Below are 23,084 nucleotides of genomic sequence, written 5' to 3' on the forward strand. Positions count from 1 at the left end.
CCCCGTCATCACCCTGCTCGGCATGTACCTGCCCGCGCTGTTCAGCGGCGCCCTCGTCGTCGAGCGGCTGTTCAACTACCCGGGCATGGGGCTGCTGTTCTGGCAGGCGGCGCTCAAGCGGGACTATCCGATCCTGCTCGGCGTCACGCTGCTGATCTCGGTGGCCACGGTGCTCGGCGCGCTGGTCGCCGACGTGCTCTACGCCGCGGTCGATCCGCGCGTACGACTGAAGGCAGGCCGCTCATGACCGCGCCGCACGAGGAGGAGGCGCCCGTCCGGGGGATGTGGCGGCAGGGCCTCGAGGTCTTCTGCGAGAACCGGCTCGCCCTGGTGGGCGTGGCCCTGTTCGTCCTGCTGGCCGCGTTCTCCTTCCTGGGGCCGCTGTTCTACCAGACCGACCAGGTGCACACCGACCTGACCAAGGTCTTCCTGACGCCCGGCACGGACGGGCACCCGCTCGGCACCGACGGCGTCGGCTACGACCAGCTCGGCCGGCTGATGCTGGGCGGTCAGACGTCCATCGTGGTCGGCCTGGCCGCCGGCCTGCTCGCCACCGTCGTGGGCACGATCTGGGGCGCCATCGCCGGGTTCGCCGGGAGCTGGGTGGACGCGGTCATGATGCGGGTGGTCGACGCGATGATGTCGATCCCGGCGCTGTTCCTGTTCATGCTCATGGCCTCGATCGTGACGCCCACCGTGCCGATGCTCATCGTCATCATCGGCGCCTTCGCCTGGCTCGGCCCCGCCCGCCTGGTGCGCGGCGAGGCCCTGACACTGCGCACCCGCGAGTACGTCATGGCGATGCGCGGCATGGGCGGCACCGGCGGGCGCGCGGTGCGCCGGCACATCATCCCGAACGCCATCGGCACCGTGATCGTCAACGCCACCTTCCAGGTCGCCGACGCCATCCTGTACGTGGCCTACCTGTCGTTCCTCGGCCTGGGAGTGCCGCCACCCGCGGCGAACTGGGGCGGCATGCTGTCCGACGGCCTGTCGGACACCTTCAGCGGCCACTGGTGGCTGCTCTACCCGCCCGGCATCGCCATCATCCTCATCGTCCTCGCCTTCAACTTCATCGGCGACGGGCTGAGGGACGTCTTCGAGGTCCGCCTCCGGCGGCGCTAGCAGGAGGTTTCGTACATGGAGGCATCGAGCGAGCCGCTGCTGCGGCTGCGCGACCTCAGCACCGACATCGCGCTGCGGCGCGGCACCGTGCACGCGCTCGACCACGTCAACCTTGAAGTGAAGCAGGGCGAGACGCTCGGCATCGTGGGGGAGTCGGGCAGCGGCAAGACCATGACCGTGCTGTCGGTCATGGGGTTGCTGCCCGCGGGCGGCAGCGTCGTCGGCGGGGAGATCCTGTTCGACGGCCGCGACCTGCGCACGATGCCGGCGTCCGAGCTGCGCCGGGTACGCGGCGTCGAGATGGGCATGGTCTTCCAGGACCCGCTCACCTCGCTCAACCCCACCATGCGCATCGGCGCGCAGGTGGCCGAGCCGCTGCGCGTGCACCAGGGCGTGAGCAAGGCCGAGGCGCGCGAGCGGGCCGTCGAGATCCTGCGCCGGGTCGGCATGCCCCGCCCCGACAAGATCGTCGACGACTACCCGCACCAGCTCTCGGGCGGCATGCGCCAGCGCGTGGTCATCGCCATGGCGCTCATCCGCTCCCCGCGGCTCCTGATCGCCGACGAGCCCACCACGGCCCTGGACGTCACCACCCAGCGCCAGATCCTGGAGCTCATCGACGACCTGCGCGAGGAGTTCAAGATGGCGGTCATCCTGGTCACCCACGACCTCGGGGTGATCGCCGGCCGCGCCGACCGGGTCGCCGTCATGTACGCCGGGCGCGTGGTGGAGACCGCCACGACCACGGAGCTGTTCCGCGCGCCGCGCCACCGCTACACCGAGGCGCTGATGCGCGCCCTTCCGGAGTCCGCGGCTGATGGACGGCTCTACAGCATTCCCGGCCTGCCGCCGGACCTGTCGCGCCCGCTGACCGGCTGCCGCTTCGCGCCCCGCTGCCGCTTCGCCACCGACGAGTGCCGCACCACCGACGTCGCCCTCACCGGGGACGGGCACAAGTTCGCCTGCCTGCACCCCGTCGCCGAGCCCGTCCCGATCACGGCCTCCACCGGTCACCACCGGGCCGCCGCCACCTCCGCCGCCGACCCCATCCTCGCCGTGCGGGACCTGGTCAAGGAGTACGACGCCGGCGGCGCCGGCCTGCGCAGGACCGCCGGGCGCGTCAGCGCCGTGGCCGGGGTGTCGTTCGACGTCAAGCCCGGCGAGACGCTCGGCATCGTCGGGGAGTCCGGCTGCGGCAAGTCCACCGTCGGCCGTCTCGTCGCCGGGCTCGAGCCGGCCACCGGCGGCCAGATCATCGTGGACGGCACCGACATCGCCACCCTCGACCGGCGGGCCCGCCACCACATGCACCGCAAGGTGCAGCTCATGTTCCAGGACAGCTACGCGGCCATGAACCCGCGCATGCGCATCGACTCCATCCTCACCGAGCCGCTGGAGATCCAGCAGGTGGGCGACGCCGCCGCGCGCCGCGCCCGGGTCAGCGAGCTGCTGGACCAGGTCGGGCTGCCCCGGCGGGCGCTGGAGCGCTACCCGCACGAGTTCTCCGGCGGGCAGCTGCAGCGCATCGGGCTGGCCCGGTCGCTGGCGCTGCGGCCCCGGCTCATCGTGGCCGACGAGCCGGTCAGCGCGCTCGACGTGTCCGTCCAGGCGCAGGTGCTCAACCTCATGCGCGACCTCCAGGGCGAGCTGGGCCTGTCGTACGTGTTCATCAGCCACGACCTGTCCGTGGTCGACTACATGGCCGACCGCATCGGCGTGATGTACCTGGGCAAGCTGGTCGAGATGGGGCCCGCCCACCAGGTGGTGCGCGCACCACGGCACCCGTACACGCAGGCGCTGCTGGACGCCGTGCCCTCGCCCGACCCCGGCCGCACGCCCAGCCCGGACACCACCATCCGGGGCGAGCTGCCGAGCGCGCTCAACCCGCCGACCGGCTGCCGCTTCCGCACCCGCTGCCCGCTCGCCCAGGACGTGTGCGCCACCGAGCCCGTGCTGGAAGGCGGGCCGCACCAGGTCGCCTGCCACTTCCCGCTGCGGCAGGAGGCGCCGGCCGCCTGAGTTCCTTTCAGCGTGGGACGCGGTCAGCGGCGGACCCGGAAGGCCAGGTGCAGCACCCGGTCACCCTGGACGACCACGTGCGGGTCCTCCAGCAGGCGCTGCCCGTCCAGGGAGCCGAAGTAGCGCCTGCCCGAGCCGAAGACCACGGGCACGACGTCCATCGCCACCTCGTCCACCAGGCCGAGGCCGAGGGCCTGGCCGCCGACCTCGCCGGCCGCCACCGCGACGTCGCGCCCCCCGGCGAGCTTGCCGGCCAGCTCGACCGCCTGGGCCACGTCGTCCACGAAGTGGTAGGGGGCCTCGGGGTGCCAGCCCTCGGGCCTGGGCCGGTGCGAGACCACCACCACGTGGTCACCCACGGACGGCCTGCCCTCCCATCCGTTGGTCAGGTCGAACAGCCGCCGCCCGATCACCATCGCCCCGATGCCCGCCCAGACCCGCCCGACGTAGGCGGCCGAGGCCGCGGAGACCTTGAACGCCGAGCCTTCGGCCAGCTCGACGTCGCCGTTGGTGTACCAGTCGAACAGCGGCCCGACCTGGTCGTGCTCGTCGGCGATGAAACCGTCGACCGACACCACGTTGTGCATCACTACCTTGCCCATGACATCTCCTGAATGTGTTCCTGCCGTGCTCTCACCCATGCGTCGAACGCGCGCGGCAGGAATCGACACCGGCCGGAGAAAGTTTTTTTATCCGGCGATCGCGCGGGCGGCGCTCTCGATGACCCGGGCCACCGTCTTCGGGTGGGAGACGGCCACCGAGTGGGAGGCGCGGACCTCGGTCACGTGCGCGTGGGCGCGCTCGGCCATGAAGCGTTGCGCCGCCGCCGGGATGTTGCGGTCCTCGGTCGTGATGACGTCCCAGCTCGGCTTGTCCTTCCAGGCGGCCACCTCGGCCTTCTCCTCCAGCGCCGACTGGGCGATGGGCCGCTGCGTGGCGGCCATCAGCGCGGCCGTGCGGGCCGGCACGTCGGCGGCGAACTGGTGGCGGAACTTGTCGGCCTTGATAAAGAGGTCGGTGCCGGTGCCGCCGCCGGGCAGGGTGAACGGCGTCGGGTCGAGCGCGTCCGGCAGCGTGGAGCCGGGGAACTTGTTCGTCAGCTCCAGCGCGGTCTCGCCGGGGGCGGGCAGGAACGCCGCGACGTACACGAGCGCCTTGACCTGCGGGTCGTTCGCGCCGGCGGTGCTGATGACCGAGCCGCCGTAGGAGTGCCCCACCAGGATCTTCGGGCCCTTCACGTGGTCGAGGACGCTGCGCAGCGCGGCGGCGTCGCTCGCGGGCCCGCGCAGCGGGTTGGCCGTCGCGATGACCGGATAGCCGTCCTTGCGCAGCTCCTCGATCACGCCGTTCCAGCTCGACGCGTCGGCGAACGCGCCGTGCTCCAGCACGATCGTGGGCTTGCCGGGCGCGGTGGTGGCGGGCACGGTGGTGGCGTTCGCGGTGGCGGCGTTCGCGGGGCCGGCGACGACGAGGGCGCCGAGCGCGGCGCCCGCCGACAGGGCTCCCAGCAGGAGCCGCCGCTTGATGCTGACCATGGGACTTCCTTCCGAGCGTTCGAGCGGCGCCGCCCGGACGGGCGGCGCCACCCTCACTCTCGGCCGCGAGGGGGCGCCGCCACATCAGTCACATGACGGTCAACCTGCGGCGAAAGGGCGCCGGTGCGGGAGTGTGCGGGACGGCTCGGCAGCCCGGCCCCCGCCGGACGAACGGAAGCGGACCCATCCGGTTCGGCCGTCATGTGACTGATGTGCCGCGCCCGGCGGGCGGACCAGAGTGAGGGCACCGCAACGGAGTCCGGCCGGACCCCCTCCTCAGCGATCACCCCACTCAGCGATGGGAAACTCATGAAAAGACTTCTGGCCGTCCTGGCGGCCGGTGTGCCCCTGGCGGCGGCGCTCTGCCTTCCGGCCAGCGCCTCGGCCGCCACAGCACCGGCCGCCACCGCGCCGCCGGTCAGCGCCTCCGCCGCCGCCAGTGCGCCGGCCGCCGGCGCGTTCACGTGTGCGGACATCTCCGTCAAAGCCCCCGCGGGCACGACGGTGGAGTCCGTGACGGCGCAGCGCCACGAGGCGGGTCCCGTGCACGTGCCCGCGGTCACGCCGCTGCCCGCCGTGGACGTCCCCGACGTGCCGGCCCACTGCGCGGTCACGGTCACGCTCACCCACCCGGGCGTGGACGACCACGCCAAGGTGCAGGTGTGGCTGCCCGAGCAGGGCTGGAACGGGCGTTTCCAGGCGGTCGGCGGCAGCGCCTTCGCCGCCGGCGACTACGGCGCGGCGCTGGCCGGCGCGGTCAAGGCCGGCTACGCCACCGCGACCACCGACGCGGGCGTCAGCACCTACCTCGACACCGCCTGGGCGCTCGACGACGCCGGCAAGGTCGACACCGCGCTGCTGAAGAACTTCGCCGACCGCTCCGTGCACGAGATGACGCTCGTCGCCAAGCAGGTCATCTCCGCCGTGTACGGCAAGCCCGCCTCCTACTCGTACTGGAACGGCTGCTCGACCGGCGGCCGGCAGGGCTACATGGAGGCCCAGCGCCACCCCGGCGACTACGACGGCATCCTCGCCACCGCCCCCGGCATCAACTGGGACGAGTTCGAGGTCGCCACCCTGTGGCCGCAGGTCGTCATGAACCAGGAGAGGACGTACCCGGCCGCCTGCGAGTTCGCCCTGTTCGACCAGGCCGCGGTCAAGGCGTGCGACCCGCTGGACGGCGCCCGCGACGGCCTCATCGGCGACCCGGCGAAGTGCCGCTTCGACCCGCGCGAGCTGATCGGCAAGACGGTCGAGTGCGACGGCGAGCAGGAGACCATCACCGCCGCCGACGCCGCCGTCGTCCGCAAGATCTGGGACGGCCCCCGCACCCCGTCCGGCAGGAAGCTGTGGTCCGGCATCTCCGTGGGGGCCGCCTTCGACCTCGCCGCCACCAAGCCCGGCGCCGACGGGCAGCGCGTCGGCCAGCCGTTCCCCGTGCCGGCCGCCTGGGTCGCGACGTGGCTCAAGCGCCAGCCCGCCTTCGACGTCTCGACGATCACCTACGCCGAGTTCGCCAAGCTGTTCGCGCAGTCGCAGGCCGAGTACGACAAGGTCATCGGCACCGACGACCCCGACCTGTCGGCCTTCCGCAGGTCCGGCGGCAAGCTGCTGACCTGGCACGGGTACGCCGACCAGCTCATCCCGACGCAGGGCACCGTGGACTACCGCGAGCGGGTGGAGCGCGCCATGGGCGGCGCGCACCGGGTCGACGACTTCTACCGGCTGTTCCTCGCCCCCGGCGTGGACCACTGCGGCAACACCGGCAGCACCGGCCCCGTCCCGACCGACGCCCTGGGCGCCCTGACCGCGTGGGTCGAGCAGGGCAAGGCTCCCCGGACGCTCAGCGCCGCCGTCAAGGACTCCTCGGGCAAGACGGTCACGCGCGAGCTGTGCCTCTACCCGTCCGTCTCCCGCTACACCGGCCACGGGGACGTGGCCGACGCGGCGAGCTACCGGTGCGTCCGGCCCCGCCACTGACCGGCCCGCGGACCGGGGCCGCGCGCGTGCGGCCCCGGCCCCTCTGGAGGCGGCCCCGGGCTGCGGCCCCCACCCCGGCTTTCGCCTCCGACATTCAGTCATTCGACTGTTCCCGCCGGTGGGCCGCCCGCCCGATCCTTGAGCCACGTCCAGCGCCTACGGAGGATCCGTGAACCCCACTCCCATCGTCTTCATCCACGGCGTGTGGCTGCACGCGCTGTCCTGGGAGCCGTGGGACGAACGGTTCTCCAGGCTGGGGTTCGCCGTCTCGGTGCCCGGCTGGCCGGGCGAGCCCGCCACGGTCGCGGAGGCCCGCCGGCTCCAGGGCGGCCCCCGCGAGGTGGGCCTCGACGCGCTCACCGAGCACTACGCGCGCATCGTCCGCTCGTTCGACACCCCGCCGGTGATCGTCGGCCACTCGGTGGGCGGCCTGATCGCCCAGCACCTCCTCGGCACGAACCTCGGCCGCGCCGCGGTCGCCATCGCCCCCGTCCCGGCCGGCCAGGTCCCGCGCGAGCGGTGGCCGGCCGCGCTGGACGCCGGGCTGTTCCGGCGGCTGTTCGCCAACGCGGTCACGGAGGAGGAATCGGCGCGGCTCTTCGAGCGGCACGCCGTCCCCGCACCGTCCCGGCTGCTGGCGGACCTGGGCGGCCCCCACCCCCGCGCGGACGTGGACACCGGCAACACCGCCCGCGGCCCGCTGCTGCTGATCTCCGGCCAGGAGGACCGGCTGGTGCCCGACTCCGCCACCCGCGCGGTCTACAAGCTGTACGGGGACTCGACGGCGGTGAGCAGCCTCAAGCAGTTCCCCGACCGCGCCCACTCGCTGGTCGTGGACAGCGGGTGGCGGGCGGTCGCCGACTACGTCCTGCTCTGGCTGGCCGAACGAGGCATCCGTGCCTGACGACAGGATGTCCAAGCCTGACGGCGGCCCGCCGGACGAGGCGCCCGTGCCTCACGGCGAGCCGTCAGTGGGCGGCTTTGGCCAGGGCGTCGCGCAGTGCGGCGCGCGAGGCGATGCCCAGCTTCGGGAACACCCGGTACAGGTGGGAGCTGACCGTGCGCGGCGACAGGTGCATGCGCTCGCCGATCTCCTTGTTCGTCAGCCCGCTCGCCGCCAGCTCCGCGATCCGGCGCTCCTGCCAGGTCAGCTCGGCCAGGTGGGCGGGCGAGGCGCCGGCGGGCAGCCCCGTGGCGCGCAGCTCGGTCTGGGCGCGCTCGGCCCAGCCCGCCGCGCCGAGCTGCTCGAACGTCCCCGCCGCGCCGGCGAGGAGCGGCCGGGCCGCCTTCGGCCCCTGCGTGTGCCGCAGCCGCACGCCGTGCGCCAGCCGGATGCGGGCCAGCTCGAACGGGAAACCGCCGCCCGCGGCCTCGGCCCTGGCGTACATGTCGTCCGCCTCCCGGTCGTCGCCGGTCGTCATCGCCACCGCGCCGTACGTGATCATGGCCAGTCGCGGGGAGATGCCGGGCAGCCCGGCGTCCAGGGCGGCGCCGGCGTGCCGGCGGGCCTGCTCCAGCCGCCCCGTGTGCACGGCCGCCTCGACCAGGTCCAGCAGCGTGCGCGGCGCCTGGTGCGCGTACGCCTCGAAGGATCCCGGCCGGGTGATGCCGATCGCGTGCAGGTACGCGGCCTCGTAGTCGCCCTCGCTCAGGGCCGCCGCCGTGCCGACCGCGTCCGCGACCTGCGTCAGGAAGCCGACGCCGCGCGGGCGCGCCCAGGCGTCCACGACCGCTTGCGCCTCGCGCGCCTGCTCCACCCGGCCCCGGACGGCGGCCAGCAGCCCCAGGTAGGCGCGGGTGTGGTGGGCGAACAACGCGTTGCCGTGCGCCGTGTTCAGCTCCAGCGCGCGCCGTCCCGTGCGCTCGGCGTCGTCCCACTCGCCGGCGGCGAGCTGGTCGAGCATGATCAGGTGCAGCATGGTCATGCCGTTCGCGACGGCGCCCGTCTCCACCTCGCGGTCCACGGCCCGCCGCAGGTACGGGCGGTAGCGGCCCAGCGTGTCCACGTGGTAGGCGGCCACGGCCAGGCGGGAGACGTCCCACGGCTCCAGCGCCGACACGTCGGCGAACGCGCGCTCCACCCGCTCGGCCACGCCCGCGCCGTGGCGCACCACGTCGCTCCAGGCGTCCCGGTAGATCGCCGAGCGCGGGTCGATCCGGTGGCCGAGCACGTCCATGAGCTGTTCCGTACGGTGCCACGACGCGCTCTCGCCGGCGTACAGGCTGGTGGCGAGCAGCAGGTCCACCAGCCGGGTGAGCACCTCCGCGCCGCCGTCGACGACCCCGGCCCCCTGGTGGTGGGGGTCGCTCAGGTGCTCGATCGCCGCCGCCACCCGGTGGTGCGCGGAGCGGACGTCGCCGTCCTCGTACAGGGCCACGTACGCGGCGGTGATGGCCGTGGCGGGCGACTCGGACCGGCCCGGCGCCGGGTCCGCGCGGACCAGCCGCTGCGCCTGGTCCAGCAGCGCCGCGTGCCCGGCGATGAAGGCGGCGTCGCCGAGCCGCCGGGAACGGGCGTCCGGCGTCTCGCTCAGCTCGGCCGCGCGGGTCAGCCACGCCACGGCGGCCACCGCGCCGCCGCGCCGCGTCGCCGACTCGGCCGCCGCCTCCAGCGCCGCGGCCACCTCCTCGTCCGGGTCCACCCGCGAGGCCGCCAGGTGGCGCGCCCGCCGCTCGACGTCGTCCCGGTGCACCCGGGCGAGCTCGGCGTGCGCGGCGCGCCGCTGGTTCGGCGTGGCGAGCTGGACGACCGTCGAACGCACCAGCGGATGCCGGAACACCAGGTCGCCCGTGGCGGGATCCACCTCCAGCAGGCCCGCCGCCACCGCCTCGTCGGCCTCCCGCATGCGGTACCGCGCCCCGCTCACCCGGCTCCCGCCCGGCCCCGCGCCGACGCCGTCCAGGGCGCCACGCAGCAGCTCCTCGCGTACGGGGCCGGACAGGCGCTCGATGCGCAGGCCGTACACGTGCTGGAGGCGCCGCGACAGCGGTACGGCACCGAACCCACCCGGCTCGCCCGCCCCCACGGAGGACGGCAGCTCCAGCAGGGCCAGCGGGTTGCCCCGGGCGTGCTCCAGGACCACGCGCCGGGCCGGCGGGGCGAGCCGCGGATGGCGCAGGTCCAGCAGCCGCGCGGCGGCCTCCTCCGGCAGGGCCGTCACCGGCAGCTCGGGCAGCGCGGCCGTGTCGAACCGCGAGGCGACGTCCGAGCGCACCGCGATCAGCAGCTTCACGGAGCCGCCCGCCAGCCTGCGCCCCACGAATCCGCACACCTCGATGCTGGAGGCGTCCAGCCACTGGCCGTCGTCGAGCACGAGCAGCAGCGGCCGCTCCTGCGACGCCGCCACGGCCAGCAGGTCGAGGACGGCGATGCCGAGCGACATGATCGACGGCGCCCCGCCCGCACGCAGCCCGAACACGACGTCGAACACCGCCCGGTGCCCGTCGTCGAGCCCGGACAGGTGGGGGAGCAGCGGGTAGAGAAGCTGGTGCAGGCCGGCGAAGGGCAGCTCCGCCTCCGCCTCGACCCCGGCGGCCCGCACCACGTCGTACTTCTGGGCGGCGGCGAGCCCCGCCGCGTGATCGAGCAGGGCGCTCTTGCCCACCCCGGTCTCACCCCGCAGCACGAGCGCCTGCCCGCCACTCGCCGCCAGGAACGCGGCCAGCTCCTCCCGCTCGCCGTCCCGCCCCACGATCGCGCACCCCGGCGGCACCGGTCCCCCCGAACCGGTCATGACAGCAGGTCCGCCAGGCGGCCGATCTGGCCGAGGTCGTCGGACCAGCAGCTCAGCATCACCTCGTGCGCGCCCGCGTCCCGGTACGCGGCCACGGCGTCCCTGATCGCGCCGGCCGTCGTCGCCATCGTCGCCACCGACTGCGCGGCCAGCTCCGGCGCGAACGCGTAGTACCGCAGCAGCGACTCCCGAGCCCGCGCCACGGTCGGCTCCGGACCCAGCGCCACGTTCACCTGGCCGACGAGCAGCGGCTCACCCGCCCGCCCCGCGTCCTTCCACTGCCGCCTGACCAGCTCGAACAGGCCCTGCGCGGCTCCTGGCGGCACCGGGCAGACGTAGCCGCTGCCCCACCGGGCGACCCGCGCCAGCGCCGCCGGCGCGAACCCGCCGAACAGCAGCTCGGGGCCGCCCGCGCGCAACGGGGCAGGGCCTACCGGGCCGGTCCCGGCCACGACCGGCTCGCCCGCCCACACCCGGCGCATGATCGCCAGCTGCTCGTCCATCCGCCGGCCCCGCGAGGCGTGGTCGGCGCCCACGGCCAGGAAGTCGTCCTGCCGCGCGCCGACCGCGAGGCCCAGCGAGAACCGCCCGCCGGACAACCGGTCGAGCGTCGCGCTCTGCTTGGCCAGCAGCACCGGGTCCCGCAACGGCGCGAGCACCACCTCCGACTGCACCCGGATCCGCTCGGTCGCCGCCGCCATCGCGGCCAGCATCACCATCGGCTCGGGATTGTCGTACACGATCCGGTCCGGCACGCCGATCCGGCCGAACGGGCCCGCGTCCGCGCGTCGCGCCCACGCGAGCAGCGCGGCCGGGTCCGTGAAGGGCACCGCGAGTCCGAGCGTCATCCGCGCCCCGCCTTTCCGCCGTCGCCGTCAGCTTCGGGACGTGTTCGTCCGAACGCGTGCATGCGGCGGACCCCGGTGGTCGCCGCGAATTCGATAGTGGTGGGCATGGCAGGGAGCGTAGGAGCGGCAGGCCAAGACTCCGTTGACGAACGGTCGCCATCGGCGCGGGCGGTGTATACGTTCTGTTGCAGCTCGACCTCCGGCACGGGGTAAGGTCCCCCAGGACTCACGCGCCGAAGTTAGGAGTCGCACCACCATGCCGCTTTACGGGCGGAAGGCCGAACTGGCGGCCCTGGCCGACCTCATCGCCGACCTCCGGGGCCGTAGCGACCTCCAGGACCGTGGCGGGCTCGGGGACAGTGGCGGCCTTCCGCATTGTGGCGGGCTCCGGAACGGTGGTGGCGTCCTCATCCGGGGTGAGGCCGGGATCGGGAAGTCGGCGCTCGTGGCGGAGGCGGCCTCGGCGGCGTCGGCGGCCGGGCTGCGCGTGCTCACCACGACCGGCGTGCAGGCCGAGCGCGACCTCGCCTACGCGGGGCTGCACCAGCTCCTGTACCCGGTCCGGGCGGCCGTGGACACGCTGCCCGCCCGCCAGCGCACCGCCCTGCGCGACGCCCTGGGCCTCGGCGAGGACCCGGAGCCGGCCGCCACCCAGCCGGGCACCCCACCCGACGGGGCGGTGTCGTCCGGTGCGGCGCAAACCGGTGTGTTCCTGGTCGGGCTGGCCGCGCTGACACTGCTGGCGGAGGTGGCCGCTGCCCGGCCGCTGCTGGTCGTCGTCGAGGACGCGCACTGGCTGGATCGCGCCAGCGCCGACGTGCTGGCGTTCGTGGCGCGCCGGATCGAGTCCGAGCCCATCGCCATGATCGTGACCCTGCGCGAGGGAGAGCCCTCACCGCTGCTGGAAGCGGGCCTGGCGGCGATGCCGGTCGGCCGGCTCACGGGCGAGGCCGCCGCCGAGCTGCTGGACGCGACCGCCCCCGGCCTCGCCCCGCCGGTACGGGCGCGCCTCCTGGAGGAGGCGGCGGGCAACCCGCTCGCGCTCACCGAACTCCCCGCGACGGTGACCGGCCTGGGCACGACCGGCTCGGGCGGCTCGGGCGGCTCCGGCGCGATGGGCGCGATGGGCGCGATGGGCACGACGGGCGCGGGTGGTCTGGGCGCGGGCGGCTCGCTCGTCCCCCTGGGCGAGCGCCTGGAGCGCGCGTTCACGGCGCGTTACGCCACCCTGCCCGCGCCGGCCCGCACGGCCCTGCTGGTCGCGGCGCTCAACGAGAGCGAGTCGGTCGCGGAGACGCTGGCGGCCACGGCCCGGCTCCTGGGCCCGGAGCCGCTGACGGGCACGAGCGTGCCCGCGCAGCCACTCGCGGGCGCCGAGGTGGAGATCCTCGTGCCGGCCGTCGAGGCGAGGCTGGTCGAGCTGGGCGGCGGGACGATCAGGTTCCGTCACCCCCTGATGCGCTCCGCCATCCCCGCGGCGGCCCCGCTCCCCGACCGCAGGCGGGCGCACCTCGCGCTGGCCGAGACGCTGGGCGAGCAGCCCGTCCGGCGGGCGTGGCATCGGGCGGCGGCGACGGCGGGGCCCGATGAGGGGGTGGCGGCGGAGCTGGACCGGGCCGCGGCCGAGGCGCGGCGCAGGGGCGCGGCCGCGGCGGCGGTGGCGGCGCTGGAGGAGGCGGCCAGGCTGAGCGAGGAGCGCGAGGGGAAGGCGCTGCGGCTGTTGCGGGCGGCGGAGCTGGCGGTGGAGTCGGGCCGCCGGGACGTGGCCGAGCGCCTGGTGGCGGAGGCTCGCGAGGTGGGTCTGTCGCCGCGCCGCCGCGCCACCGCCGCCTGGCTGCTGAGCGGTTTCGAGGACGGGGTGCGCGAGGACGTGTCCCGGGTGCGGGAGCTGGCCGGGCTGGCCGCGTCCATCGCCGCGGAGGGCCACGTGGAGCCGGCCGTCAGGATCCTGTGGGGCGCCGCGATGCGCTGCTTCTGGTCGGAGCCGGGCCAGGACGCCCGCCGCCTGGTGCTGAGCGTGGCCGACGACCTGCCGCTGCCGGCAAGGGACCCGCGCCTGGTGGCGATCGTCGCGTACGCGGCGCCGTTCGAGCGGGGTGAGAGCGTGCTGGGCGGGCTGCGCGAGCTGGCGGGGGCGGCGGGCGCGGACCCGGAGGTCGATCGGTACCTGGGCAGCGCGGCCATGCAGGTCGGGGCGTTCGACCTGGCGGCCCGCCTGTCCGCGGCGGCGGCGCCCGGTCTGCGCGCGCAGGGCAGGCTCGGGCTGCTGCCGAGGGCGCTGGCCGTGCAGGCGTGGACCTCGGCCAGGCTGGGCGACCTGGCGACGGCGGTCCCGGCGGCGGAGGAGGCGGCGCGGCTGGCCGGGGAGACAGGCCAGCCGTTCATGTACGGGCTGGCCACGGCGGTGCAGGCGGAGATCGCGGCGTTGCGCGGCGACAGCGAGCGGGCCAGGGCGCTGGCGGACGAGGCGGAGCGGGTGGCGCTGCCCGCCGGCGCCCGCCCCGTTCTGGCCACCGTGCAGCTCGCGCGCGGGCTGGCGGCCATGAGCGAGGGACGCTTCGACGACGCGTACGCCGACCTGAGCCGCATCCTCGACCCCACCGACCCCGCCTGCCAGCTCGCCCTGCGCGCCTGCTTCCTCGCCGAGCTGACCGAGGCCGCGCTGCGGGCGGGGCGGGTCGCGGCCGTGCGGGACGTCCTGCACGGGCTGGAACCCCTGGCCGCGTCGGCGCCGTCGCCCGCGCTGCACGTCGGGCTGCGGTACGCGCGGGCCGTGCTCGCCCCGGAGGAGGAGGCGGAGGAGCTGTTCGCCGCCGCGCTGCGGGCGGACCTGACGGCGTGGCCGGCCGAACGGGCGCGGCTGCACCTGGCGTTCGGCGAGTGGCTGCGCCGCCGGCGCCGGGCCGTCGAGTCCCGCATGCACCTGCGTACGGCCAGGGACGCCTTCGACGCGCTCGGCCTGGCCGCCTGGGGCGAGCGGGCCCGGCTGGAGCTGCGCGGCGCGGGCGAGTCGAGCCCGAGCCGGGACCCGGACGCGTGGGACCGGCTCACCCCGCACGAGCTGAGCATCGCGCAACTGGCCGCCGAGGGGCTGACGAACCGGGAGATCGGGCAGCGGCTGTACCTGTCGCACCGCACCGTCGGCACCCACCTGCACCGGATCTTCCCCAAGCTGGGGGTGAGCTCCCGCGCCGACCTCGCGCGGGTGCTCCAGACCTACGAGCGCCCGGACGAGTGAGGCGCCGGCCAGGACGCGTACCGGTCGGACGTGTGAGGCGCCGGCCAGGACGCGTACCTGTTCGGCGAGCGAGGCGGCGGCCGGAAGGTCAGACGAGGGAGGCGCCGGCGGTCGCGTTGATGCTGGCGTACATGCGGCGCAGGCCCGGCCCCGGGTCGAGCCCGAGGTCGTCGTCCAGCAGCCGGGCGATCCGCCGGAAGGCGGCCAGGGCCTCCTCGCGGCGGCCGTCGCGGTCGAGCGCCCACATCAGCAGCTCCCACAGCCGCTCCCGGTACGGCTCGGCCGCCGTCGCCCGCGTCAGCTCGGCGATGGCCGGGCCGCAGTCGCCCCGTTCGATGTCCAGCGCCCACCGCTCCTCCACGGCCGAGGCACGCAGCTGCTCCAGCCAGGTGCGGCGCCCCTCGAAGAACGCCCCGCCGAGCCCGTCGAACGCCGGCCCGCGCCACAGCGCCAGGGCGCCGCGCAGCAGCCGGGCGGCCTCGGCGAGGTGGCCGCGCTCGCGGGCCTGCCGGGCGGCGGCGGTGGTCTGCCGGAACACCGTCACGTCCACCGCGCCGGGGTCCACGACGAGCTGGTAGCCGCCGCCCGCCGACCGGATCTCCGCCTCGGTGCCCAGCCCGGCGCCCCCGCCGTCGGCCAGCACCCGGCGCAGCCGCGAGACGTACGTGCGGGTGCTCACGACGGCGCTGCGCGGCGCCCCGTCGTCCCACAGCGCGCCCACGATCTCGTCGAGCGAGACCTGGCGCCCCTCGCCGAGCAGCAGCAGGGCGAGCACCCCGCGCTGTTGCGGCGGCCCCGCGTCGCGCTCCTCCCCGCCGCTCCAGACGCTGATCGGGCCCAGCAGCCCGAAGCTCACCCCGCCCATCGAGGGTCCCCCACCTCTTGCTTCACGTGATTCATCACCGATGCCGCGAAAGGCATCTCCTCCGACCGACCCTACTGACGCCGCGTCGGGATTTTGACGCATTGCCGGGCTCGTTCGCGGTCCGTAAGCTCTTAGGCACGGGTCCGGTTCCGGCGGCACGTACACGTGACGTACACATATGGCGTCATCTGACGCTCGCGGCGCCGATTCCGGCGCTCCTACCGTCGGGGGCATGCTCCCGTCCCCCAGCAGGTTCACGATCCTCGGGCCGCCCGGGCTCTGCTGCGGCGCCACCCGGCTGGACCTCGGCACGCCGCAGCAGCAGGCCGTTCTCATGCTGCTGCTCGCCAACAGCGGCAGTTACGTCCGCATCAGCGAGGTCATCGACGGCCTGTGGGGCGAGCACGCGCCGGCCACCGGCGAGGCCGTCGTCAGAACGTATATCTCCCGCATCAGGCGGCTGCTGTCGGCGCAGGGGCTGGACGCGGCGATCACCTCCAGGTCGGGCGGCTACATGCTCGATCCGGCGCTGTTCGCGGTGGACGCCCTCGAGTTCGCCGGCCTGCTGGAGTCGGCCAGGGAGGAGCGCGAGCGCGGGCACGTCCCGGGCGCGGTGAAGCTGCTGGAGCAGGCGCTCGGCCTCTGGACGGGCACGGCGCTGGCCGGGGTGCCGGGCGAGGCGGCCGAGCGGGAGCGGTTCCGGCTGGAGCGGCTGCGGCTGGTGGCCGTCCAGGAGCTGCTGCGGGTGCGGCTGGAGCGCGGCGAGCACGCCGAGGTGGCGGCCGAGGTGCCGCTGCTGATCGAGCTGAACCGGCTGGAGGAGCCGCTGTACGAGATCTACCTGCTCGCCCTGTACCGGAGCGGCAGGCGGGCGGAGGCGCTCGAGGTCTACCGGATGGTGTACGACCTGCTCGGCAAGGAGCTGGGGGTCAGCCCGGGGCCGCGGTTGCGTGCCGTCCACGACCGGATCCTGCGGGCCGAGGCGGACCCCCGCGACGAGCCCGCGCCCGCGTCGCCCGCCCGCCGGCCCGCCCAGGAGGCCCGGCCGGACGCCGTGCCGTTCGTCGGGCGGGCCGCCGAGCGTGCCGCCTTCCAGGACCTCCTCCAGCAGGGCCGCCTCGGGGTGCTGTTCGTGCGCGGGCCGGCCGGCATCGGCAAGTCGGCGCTGCTGCGCGGCCTCGCCGAGGACGCCGCCGTCCAGGGCCGCCCCGTACGCCACCTCACGCCCTCCGCCGGGAACCACCTGACGCCTGCCACGGGGAACCACCTGACGCCCGCCGCCGCGGGCCGGTCCGCCAGGAACCGGCCCGCCACGGATCGGCCCGTCGCGGACCGCCCGGGCGCCGATGCCCGCGATCGTCTTGAACGGTTCGCGAAGGAGCTGGCGGGCGCGGCGGGTCCCGTCCTGCTCATCGACGCCTTCGAGGAGCTGGCCGAGCTGGAGCCATGGCTGCGTGACGACCTCCTCAGGCGGCTGCCCGCCGACACGGCCGTGGTCGTGGCGGGCAGGACCGGGCCGAGCGCCGCCTGGCTCACCGACCCGGCCTGGTCCGGCACGATCGCGATCCGGCACCTCGACCCCCTCACCGCCCCGGAGTCCGCCGCGCTGCTCGAAGCCCGGGGCGTCGAGCCGGGCCTGCGCGCGTCGATCGCGGGCTTCGCCGCCGGCCACCCGTTCGCGCTGTCGCTGGCGGCCGAGGTGGGCAGGAGCAGGTCGGCGACGGGCCAGCCGCCGTTCCGGGAGGCGGTCCGGTACGTGGTGGACAACGTCCTGGACCGGCTGGCCGGGGACGTGCCGTCGGACCTGCACCGGCGGGCGTTGCACGTGTGCGCGCACGCCCGCCACACCACGGAGGGCCTGCTGGCCGCGGTGCTGCCGGGCGGCCGGGCGGCGGAGCTGTTCGACTGGCTGCGGTCCCGTCCGTACGTGGAGACCGCCGCCCACGGCCTGGACGTCGGCGGCGTGCTGCGCGAGGCCCTGGAGCACCACCTGCGCTGGCGCGACCCGGCCGGCTACGAGCGGATGCACCGCCGCGTCCGCCACTACGTCATGGGCGAGCTGCTGCGCGGCGCCCGCGACCCGCGCGCGTGCGTGGCGGTCATGCGCACGATCAGCCACCTGCGCCGGCGCGGCGGCGTCATCGGCCGGTACGTGTCGCAGGTCGGCGAGGAGGACGTGCGGGCGTGCGGGGTGACGCCGGACGGCCATGACGAGGTCGTCGCGATGGCCCGCGAGGCCCACGGCGAGCTGACGGCCGCTTCCGTCCGGTTCTGGCTGCGCCGCCGGCCGGAGGCGTTCACGCTGCTGCGGTCGCGGCGGAGCGGCCGGTTGCGCGCGTACCTGAGCTGGCTGACGCTGAGCCGGCCGGAGCGGGCGGAGCTGGACGCGGACCCGGTCGTCGGGGAGATCTGGCACGACGTGAGCCGCCGCACGGCGCTGCCGCCGGGGGCGCACGTCGGGATCGCGCGGCACTTGATCTGCCCGGCGTTCGAGGCGAAGCCGTCGCCCATCACGGACGTGTTCCAGGCGTGGCTGCTGCGCCGCTGGCTGCACGAGCCTGGGCTGGCGGCGTCGTACCTGCTGGTCGCCAACGCGCAGCTGTGGCGGCCGCTGATGGAGTACCTGGGCCAGGACGAGCTGACGGACGCGGGCGCGGACCACCCGTACGCGATCTTCGGCCACGACTGGCTGACCGAGCCACCCGAGGTGTGGCGTGACCACCACATGGACGAGGAGCTGTGGGCGGAGCGAGGCACGAGCCTGTTCCTGCGCCAGGGCGGGTCCGGAGCGGAGCGGGAATGAGGAATGACGAAAGTCTTACGGGAGCGGGCCGCCGCGCGCGGGAGGAGGCCGCGGCTGCTCGAATCACGGACGTGAACGATCGACGACACCCGAAGGAGAGCGGCGCGCCCATCGCGCGCCGGGCGATGCTCTCGATGCTCGGCGCCGGCTTCGCCGCCCTCGCCGCGGCCCCTCTCGTGCAGGACGGCTGGGAACGGCTGGCGAGCTCGGACCCGACCGGGTTGCTGCCCGGCTCGGGCGGGTTCCGGTACTTCAGCGTGGCCGGCTCGGTGCCGGAGCGGACGGCGGCCGACTACCGGCTGGAGATCGGCGGCCTGGTCGAGCGGCCGGTGACGTACACGCTGGCCGAGCTGCGCGCCATGCCGCAGACCAGGGTCGTCGGCGACGTCACCTGCACGGACGGCTGGCGGGTGCCCGGCACCCCGTTCACCGGCGTGTCGCTGACGCACCTGCTGGAGGTGGCGGGCGTGCGCCCCGAGGGCAAGGCGCTGCGCTTCACCTGCTTCGACGGCGTCTACACCGAGAGCCTGACGCTGGAGCAGGCCCGCCGCTCCGACGTGGTCGTGGCCCTGGACATGCAGGACAAGCCGCTCACGCACGAGCGCGGCGGCCCGGTCCGGCTGTACGTCGCGCCGATGTACTTCTACAAGTCCGCCAAGTGGCTGTCCGGCATCTCCGTCACGGACCAGGTCGTCCCCGGATACTGGGAGGAGTACGGCTATGACGTCGACGGCTGGCTCGACGAGCGCGGCGCCTGACCGGCTGCGCCGCTTCACCCGCCCCGAGCGGCTGGTCCACCGCGCCACCGCCACGCTCATGCTGGTGTGCGTCGGGACGGCGGCGTTCCTCTACGTCGGGCCGCTGGCCCAGCTCGTCGGCCGCCGCCACCTGCTGGTCGTCGTGCACGAGTGGTCGGGGATCCTGCTGCCGGCGCCGTTCCTGCTCGGGCTCGCCGCCCGCTCGTTCCGCGCCGACCTGCGCAGGATCAACCGGCTCGCCCCGTACGACCGGGAGTGGCTGCGCGCCGTCCGCCGGGGCACGCCGGGGCCGCGCCCGGCCGGCAAGTTCAACGCCGGGCAGAAGATCTGGGCGGGCTGGATCGCGGGGGCCGTGCCGGTGATGATGCTCACGGGGCTGCTGATGTGGTTCACCGGGCTGCTGCCGTGGATCTCGCGGGCGAGCGCCATCTTCGTGCACGACCTGACGGCGCTGGCCATCGGCGTCGTCGTGCTGGGGCACATCCGGCTGGCCTGGCGGGATCCGGGGGCGCGGCTCGGCATGCGTACGGGGTGGGTGACGTGGGGCTGGGCCAGGAGGAACCATCCCCGGTGGGCCGAGGAGGAGCGCGGGTAGCCGGCAGAAGATGCTATGGTGGCAGGTGCTCGTTCATGACAGCTAGGAGAGCAGACGTGGCAGGTGACGACGACATCTCCGGGTGATACCGGAGATTGACCCCGGCCCCGGGCAGGCGTGACAAAGACCGCCCCCGGTGTGGCCCAGGTCGTCGTTCCCTCATTCCCGTTCCACTTGCCGGGCCTTCCTTTTGCGTGCCCGGGTCAATTCTCCGAGGTCTCTCAGCATGTCCGACGCGTTCGTCATCTGTTCCGGGCTGTCCTTCTCCTGGCCCGACGACACCCCCGTCTTCACCGACCTGTCCTTCAGCGTGGGCGGCGGCCGTACCGGGCTCGTCGCCCCGAACGGCGCCGGCAAGAGCACGCTGCTCAAGCTCATCGCCGGCGAGCTGCGGCCGTCCGGCGGCGACGTCTCCGTCAAGGGCGTGCTCGGCTACCTGCCGCAGAGCCTGCCCCTCACCGGCGACCTGACGGTGGCGCAAGTGCTCGGCATCGCCCCCGTCATCGCCGCGCTGGACGCCATCGAGTCCGGCGACGCCTCCGAGGAGCACTTCACCACCATCGGCAACGACTGGGACATCGAGGAGCGCACCCGCGCCCAGCTCGACCGGCTCGGCCTCGACGGGCTCGCCTTCGACCGCACGCTCGCCACGCTGAGCGGCGGCCAGGTCGTCTCGCTCGGCCTGGCCGCGCAGCTCCTCAAGCGGCCCGACGTGCTGCTGCTCGACGAGCCCACCAACAACCTCGACCTCGAGGCCCGGCACCGCCTGCACGACCTGCTCGGCGACTGGAACGGCTGCCTGCTCGTGGTCAGCCACGACCGCGTCCTGCTCGACCGCATGGACCGCATCGCCGAGCTCGAACGGGGCGAGGTGCGCTTCTACGGGGGCAACTTCACCGCGTACGAGGAGGCCGTACGGACCGAGCAGGAGGCCGCAGAGCGCACCGTGCGCAGCGCCGAGCAGGAGCTCAAGCGCGAGAAGCGGGAGATGCAGCAGGCCCGCGAGCGCGCCGAGCGCCGCGCCGGCAACGCCGCCCGCAACCTCAAGAACGCCGGCCTGCCCCGCATCTTCGCCGGCAACATGAAGCGCGGCGCGCAGGAGTCGGCCGGGCGGGCCGGCCAGATGCACGCCGCCCGCGTCAGCGACGCCAAGGCCAGGCTCGACGAGGCCGGGCGGGCGCTGCGCGACGACCAGCGCATCACGCTGGAGCTGCCCGGCACCAACGTGCCCGCCGGGCGCACCGTCTTCCACGGCGAGCACCTCCAGGCGCGCGGCCTGTTCGCCGAGCCCGGCCTCGACCTGACCGTGCGCGGGCCCGAGCGCATCGCGCTGACCGGCAGGAACGGCGCCGGCAAGTCCACCCTGCTGCGCATCGTCAGCGGCGACCTGACGCCCGACGCCGGCACCACCCGCCGGGCCGACGGCCGCGTCGCCTACCTGTCGCAGCGGCTCGACCTGCTCGACCTCGACCGCACCGTGGCCGAGAACCTCGCCGACGCCGCCCCCGGCATGGCCCCCGCCGAGCGGATGAACCTGCTCGCCCGCTTCCTGTTCCGCGGCCCGCGCGCCCACCTGCCCGTCGGCGTGCTGTCCGGCGGCGAACGGCTGCGCGCCACGCTGGCCTGCGTCCTGTGCGCCGAGCCCGCCCCGCAGCTCCTGCTGCTCGACGAGCCCACCAACAACCTCGACCTGGTCAGCGTCGCCCAACTCGAAAGCGCGCTCGCCGCGTACGAGGGCGCGTTCATCGTGGTCAGCCACGACGAGCGGTTCCTCGCCGAGATCGGCGTCGAGCGGTGGCTGGAGCTGTCCGGAGGCCGGCTCCTGGAGACCGGAGGCCCCCAGGGTGAGTGACGCGCTGCTCGCCCGCGATCTCGTACGGACGCTGGGCGCGCGGCGCGTGCTCGACGGCGTCTCCCTCACCGCCGCGCCCGGCGAGCGGATCGGGCTTATCGGCGAGAACGGCGCGGGCAAGACCACCCTGCTCCGCTTGCTGGCCGGGGTGGACCGGCCCGACGCGGGCACCGTCACGCGCCCCGCCGACCTCGGCTTCCTGCACCAGGAGCTGCCGTTCGACGCCCGCGCCAGCATCGCCGACGTGCTGGCCGACGCCCTGCGCGAGGCCCGCGCGGACCTGGCCGAGCTGGACCGGCTCGGCCAGGCGCTCGCCGCCGACCCCGGCGACGCCGCCCTGCTCGCCGCGTACGGGGCCAGGCTGGAGCAGGCCCAGGAACGCGGCTCCTGGGACGCCGACCGGCGCGCCGGCATCGTCCTCGACCGGCTGGGCCTCGGCGGCCTGCCCCACTCCCGCGCGCTCGCGTCGCTGTCGGGCGGCATGCGCGGGCGGCTGGCGCTGGCCGCGCTGCTCATCCGGCGGCCCGCGGCGCTGCTGCTCGACGAGCCCACCAACCACCTCGACGACGCAGCCGTCGCGTTCGTCGAGGAGGAGCTGCGCGGCATGACCGGCGTCGTCGTCGTGGCCAGCCACGACCGGGCCTTCCTCGACGCCGTCTGCACCGCCCTGCTCGACCTCGACCCGTCCATGGACGGGCCCGTCCGGTACGGGGGCGGGTACCGCGCCTACCTGGCCGAGCAGCGCGCCGAACGGGAACGCTGGGCGCGGCGGCACGCCGACGAGCAGGCCGAGCTCGCCGAGCTGCGCGGCGCCGTCGCCGTGACGGCCCGGCAGGTGGCGCAGGGCGGGCTGCGGCGCGACAACGAGAAGATGGGGTACGGGCACCGGGCCGGGCGGGTGCAGCAGCAGATCTCGCGACGGGTGCGCAACGCGGCGCGGCGGCTGGCCGAGCTGGAACGCGACCAGCTCCCACCCCCGCCACCCCCGCTCCGCTTCCACCCCCGCCTCCTGACCACGGACGCGACCGGCACCCCGGACGCCGCCCACACGACCCATGCCGCGGAAGGCGCGGATCCCGGGAACGAGCCCTTGCTGTCGTTGCGGCGGGTGCGGGTGCCGGGGCGGCTGGCCGTCGATCGGCTCGACCTGACGCCCGGCGACCGGCTGCTGGTCACCGGGCCGAACGGGGCCGGCAAGTCGTCGCTGCTCGCCGTCCTCGCCGGCAGGCTGGAGGCGGCGGGCGAGGTGTGGCGGCGGCCCGGGCTGCGGGTCGGGCTGCTGGCCCAGGACACGGTGTTCGAGCGGCCGGACCGCACGGCGCGGGAGACGTACGAGCTGGTGCTCGGGGCGGAACGCGCGGAGGCGGTGCCGCTGCGCTCGCTCGGCCTGCTCCGCCCCCGCGACGTGGACCTGCGGGTCGGCGAGCTGTCGGTCGGTCAGCGGCGCAGGTTGGCGCTGGCGCTGCTGGTGGCGGACCCGCCCGAGCTGCTCCTGCTCGACGAGCCCACGAACCACCTCTCGCCCCGCCTGTCGGACGAGCTGGAGGAGGCCCTGGGTGCGGAGGGGCCGGGCGCGGTCGTGGTCGCCAGCCATGACCGCTGGCTGCGTTCCCGCTGGCCGGGCCGGCGCCTCCGCCTGTCACCGGTGTGACAGGCGGAGGCGTGGTGCCTGTCACCGGTGTGGCAGGCGGGAGGCGTGGTGCCTGTCACCGGTGTGGCAGGCGGGAGGCGA

Annotated in this window: 16 protein-coding genes; 11 read left to right on the forward strand and 5 right to left on the reverse strand. The window is 75.0% G+C overall.

The genetic code is table 11. The annotated features are described in order from the left end of the window. The 3 genes from HCN51_RS33150 to HCN51_RS33160 form a co-directional block, all read left to right on the forward strand. Positions 1–247: ABC transporter permease subunit (locus HCN51_RS33150; protein ID WP_168014947.1), on the forward strand; the 247-nt coding region annotated here is incomplete at its 5' end. Continuing rightward, positions 244–1,125 (forward strand): ABC transporter permease, encoded by an 882-nt coding sequence (locus HCN51_RS33155; RefSeq protein WP_168014949.1) that lies wholly within the window; start codon positions 244–246, stop codon positions 1,123–1,125. The genes HCN51_RS33150 and HCN51_RS33155, both read left to right, overlap by 4 nt. A 15-nt stretch (positions 1,126–1,140) precedes the next feature. After that, a complete protein-coding gene (locus HCN51_RS33160; RefSeq protein ID WP_168014951.1) occupies positions 1,141–3,144 on the forward strand; it encodes an ABC transporter ATP-binding protein in 2,004 nt (667 codons plus the stop codon). 23 nt (positions 3,145–3,167) lie between these two features. Here the strand turns inward: HCN51_RS33160 and HCN51_RS33165 are convergent, their stop codons facing one another. After that, positions 3,168–3,746 carry a dihydrofolate reductase family protein gene (locus HCN51_RS33165; RefSeq protein WP_168014953.1) on the reverse strand — a complete coding sequence of 193 codons (579 nt, stop codon included), beginning with the start codon at positions 3,744–3,746 and terminating at the stop codon, positions 3,168–3,170. Between the two features lie 87 nt (positions 3,747–3,833). Continuing rightward, positions 3,834–4,679, reverse strand: coding sequence for an alpha/beta fold hydrolase (locus tag HCN51_RS33170; protein WP_168014955.1), 846 nt, complete (start codon positions 4,677–4,679; stop codon positions 3,834–3,836). A 309-nt stretch (positions 4,680–4,988) separates the two neighbouring features. On the opposite strand from HCN51_RS33170, the gene HCN51_RS33175 reads away from it, so the two are divergent. After that, the gene (locus HCN51_RS33175; protein ID WP_168014957.1) at positions 4,989–6,659 is read left to right on the forward strand and encodes a DUF6351 family protein; all 1,671 of its coding nucleotides are present in this window, start codon (positions 4,989–4,991) and stop codon (positions 6,657–6,659) included. A gap of 169 nt (positions 6,660–6,828) precedes the next feature. Beyond that, positions 6,829–7,563 carry an alpha/beta fold hydrolase gene (locus HCN51_RS33180; protein ID WP_168014959.1) on the forward strand — a complete coding sequence of 245 codons (735 nt, stop codon included), beginning with the start codon at positions 6,829–6,831 and terminating at the stop codon, positions 7,561–7,563. 64 nt (positions 7,564–7,627) lie between these two features. Here HCN51_RS33180 and HCN51_RS33185 read toward each other — a convergent pair whose 3' ends face one another. After that, positions 7,628–10,393, reverse strand: coding sequence for a helix-turn-helix transcriptional regulator (locus tag HCN51_RS33185; protein ID WP_168014961.1), 2,766 nt, complete (start codon positions 10,391–10,393; stop codon positions 7,628–7,630). Continuing rightward, a complete protein-coding gene (locus HCN51_RS33190; protein ID WP_168014963.1) occupies positions 10,390–11,241 on the reverse strand; it encodes an LLM class flavin-dependent oxidoreductase in 852 nt (283 codons plus the stop codon). The genes HCN51_RS33185 and HCN51_RS33190 overlap by 4 nt, the downstream gene beginning before the upstream one ends. A gap of 256 nt (positions 11,242–11,497) precedes the next feature. Here HCN51_RS33190 and HCN51_RS33195 point away from each other — a divergent pair, with 256 nt between their 5' ends. Next, on the forward strand, positions 11,498–14,479 hold the full coding sequence (locus HCN51_RS33195; RefSeq protein WP_168014965.1) for an ATP-binding protein: 2,982 nt from the start codon (positions 11,498–11,500) through the stop codon (positions 14,477–14,479). A gap of 88 nt (positions 14,480–14,567) precedes the next feature. Here HCN51_RS33195 and HCN51_RS33200 read toward each other — a convergent pair whose 3' ends face one another. Further along, on the reverse strand, positions 14,568–15,344 hold the full coding sequence (locus tag HCN51_RS33200) for an AfsR/SARP family transcriptional regulator (protein ID WP_168014967.1): 777 nt from the start codon (positions 15,342–15,344) through the stop codon (positions 14,568–14,570). Positions 15,345–15,576: 232 nt separating this feature from the next. Here HCN51_RS33200 and HCN51_RS58305 point away from each other — a divergent pair, with 232 nt between their 5' ends. The 5 genes from HCN51_RS58305 to HCN51_RS33225 all read left to right on the forward strand — a co-directional run bounded on the left by HCN51_RS58305 (position 15,577) and on the right by HCN51_RS33225 (position 23,003). Next, positions 15,577–18,147, forward strand: coding sequence for an AfsR/SARP family transcriptional regulator (locus HCN51_RS58305; RefSeq protein ID WP_206068171.1), 2,571 nt, complete (start codon positions 15,577–15,579; stop codon positions 18,145–18,147). Positions 18,148–18,218: 71 nt separating this feature from the next. After that, positions 18,219–18,905 carry a molybdopterin-dependent oxidoreductase gene (locus HCN51_RS33210; RefSeq protein ID WP_206068172.1) on the forward strand — a complete coding sequence of 229 codons (687 nt, stop codon included), beginning with the start codon at positions 18,219–18,221 and terminating at the stop codon, positions 18,903–18,905. Beyond that, positions 18,868–19,500, forward strand: coding sequence for a cytochrome b/b6 domain-containing protein (locus tag HCN51_RS33215; RefSeq protein WP_168014969.1), 633 nt, complete (start codon positions 18,868–18,870; stop codon positions 19,498–19,500). The genes HCN51_RS33210 and HCN51_RS33215 overlap by 38 nt, the downstream gene beginning before the upstream one ends. Positions 19,501–19,726: 226 nt before the next feature. Beyond that, positions 19,727–21,352, forward strand: coding sequence for an ABC-F family ATP-binding cassette domain-containing protein (locus tag HCN51_RS33220; protein WP_168014971.1), 1,626 nt, complete (start codon positions 19,727–19,729; stop codon positions 21,350–21,352). Further along, complete coding sequence (locus tag HCN51_RS33225; protein ID WP_168014973.1) at positions 21,345–23,003, forward strand: ATP-binding cassette domain-containing protein; 1,659 nt, start codon at positions 21,345–21,347, stop codon at positions 23,001–23,003. The genes HCN51_RS33220 and HCN51_RS33225 overlap by 8 nt, the downstream gene beginning before the upstream one ends. Positions 23,004–23,084: the final 81 nt, after the last annotated feature.

Source organism: Nonomuraea composti, assembly GCF_012034275.1.
In the GTDB taxonomy this organism is placed as follows: domain Bacteria; phylum Actinomycetota; class Actinomycetes; order Streptosporangiales; family Streptosporangiaceae; genus Nonomuraea; species Nonomuraea composti.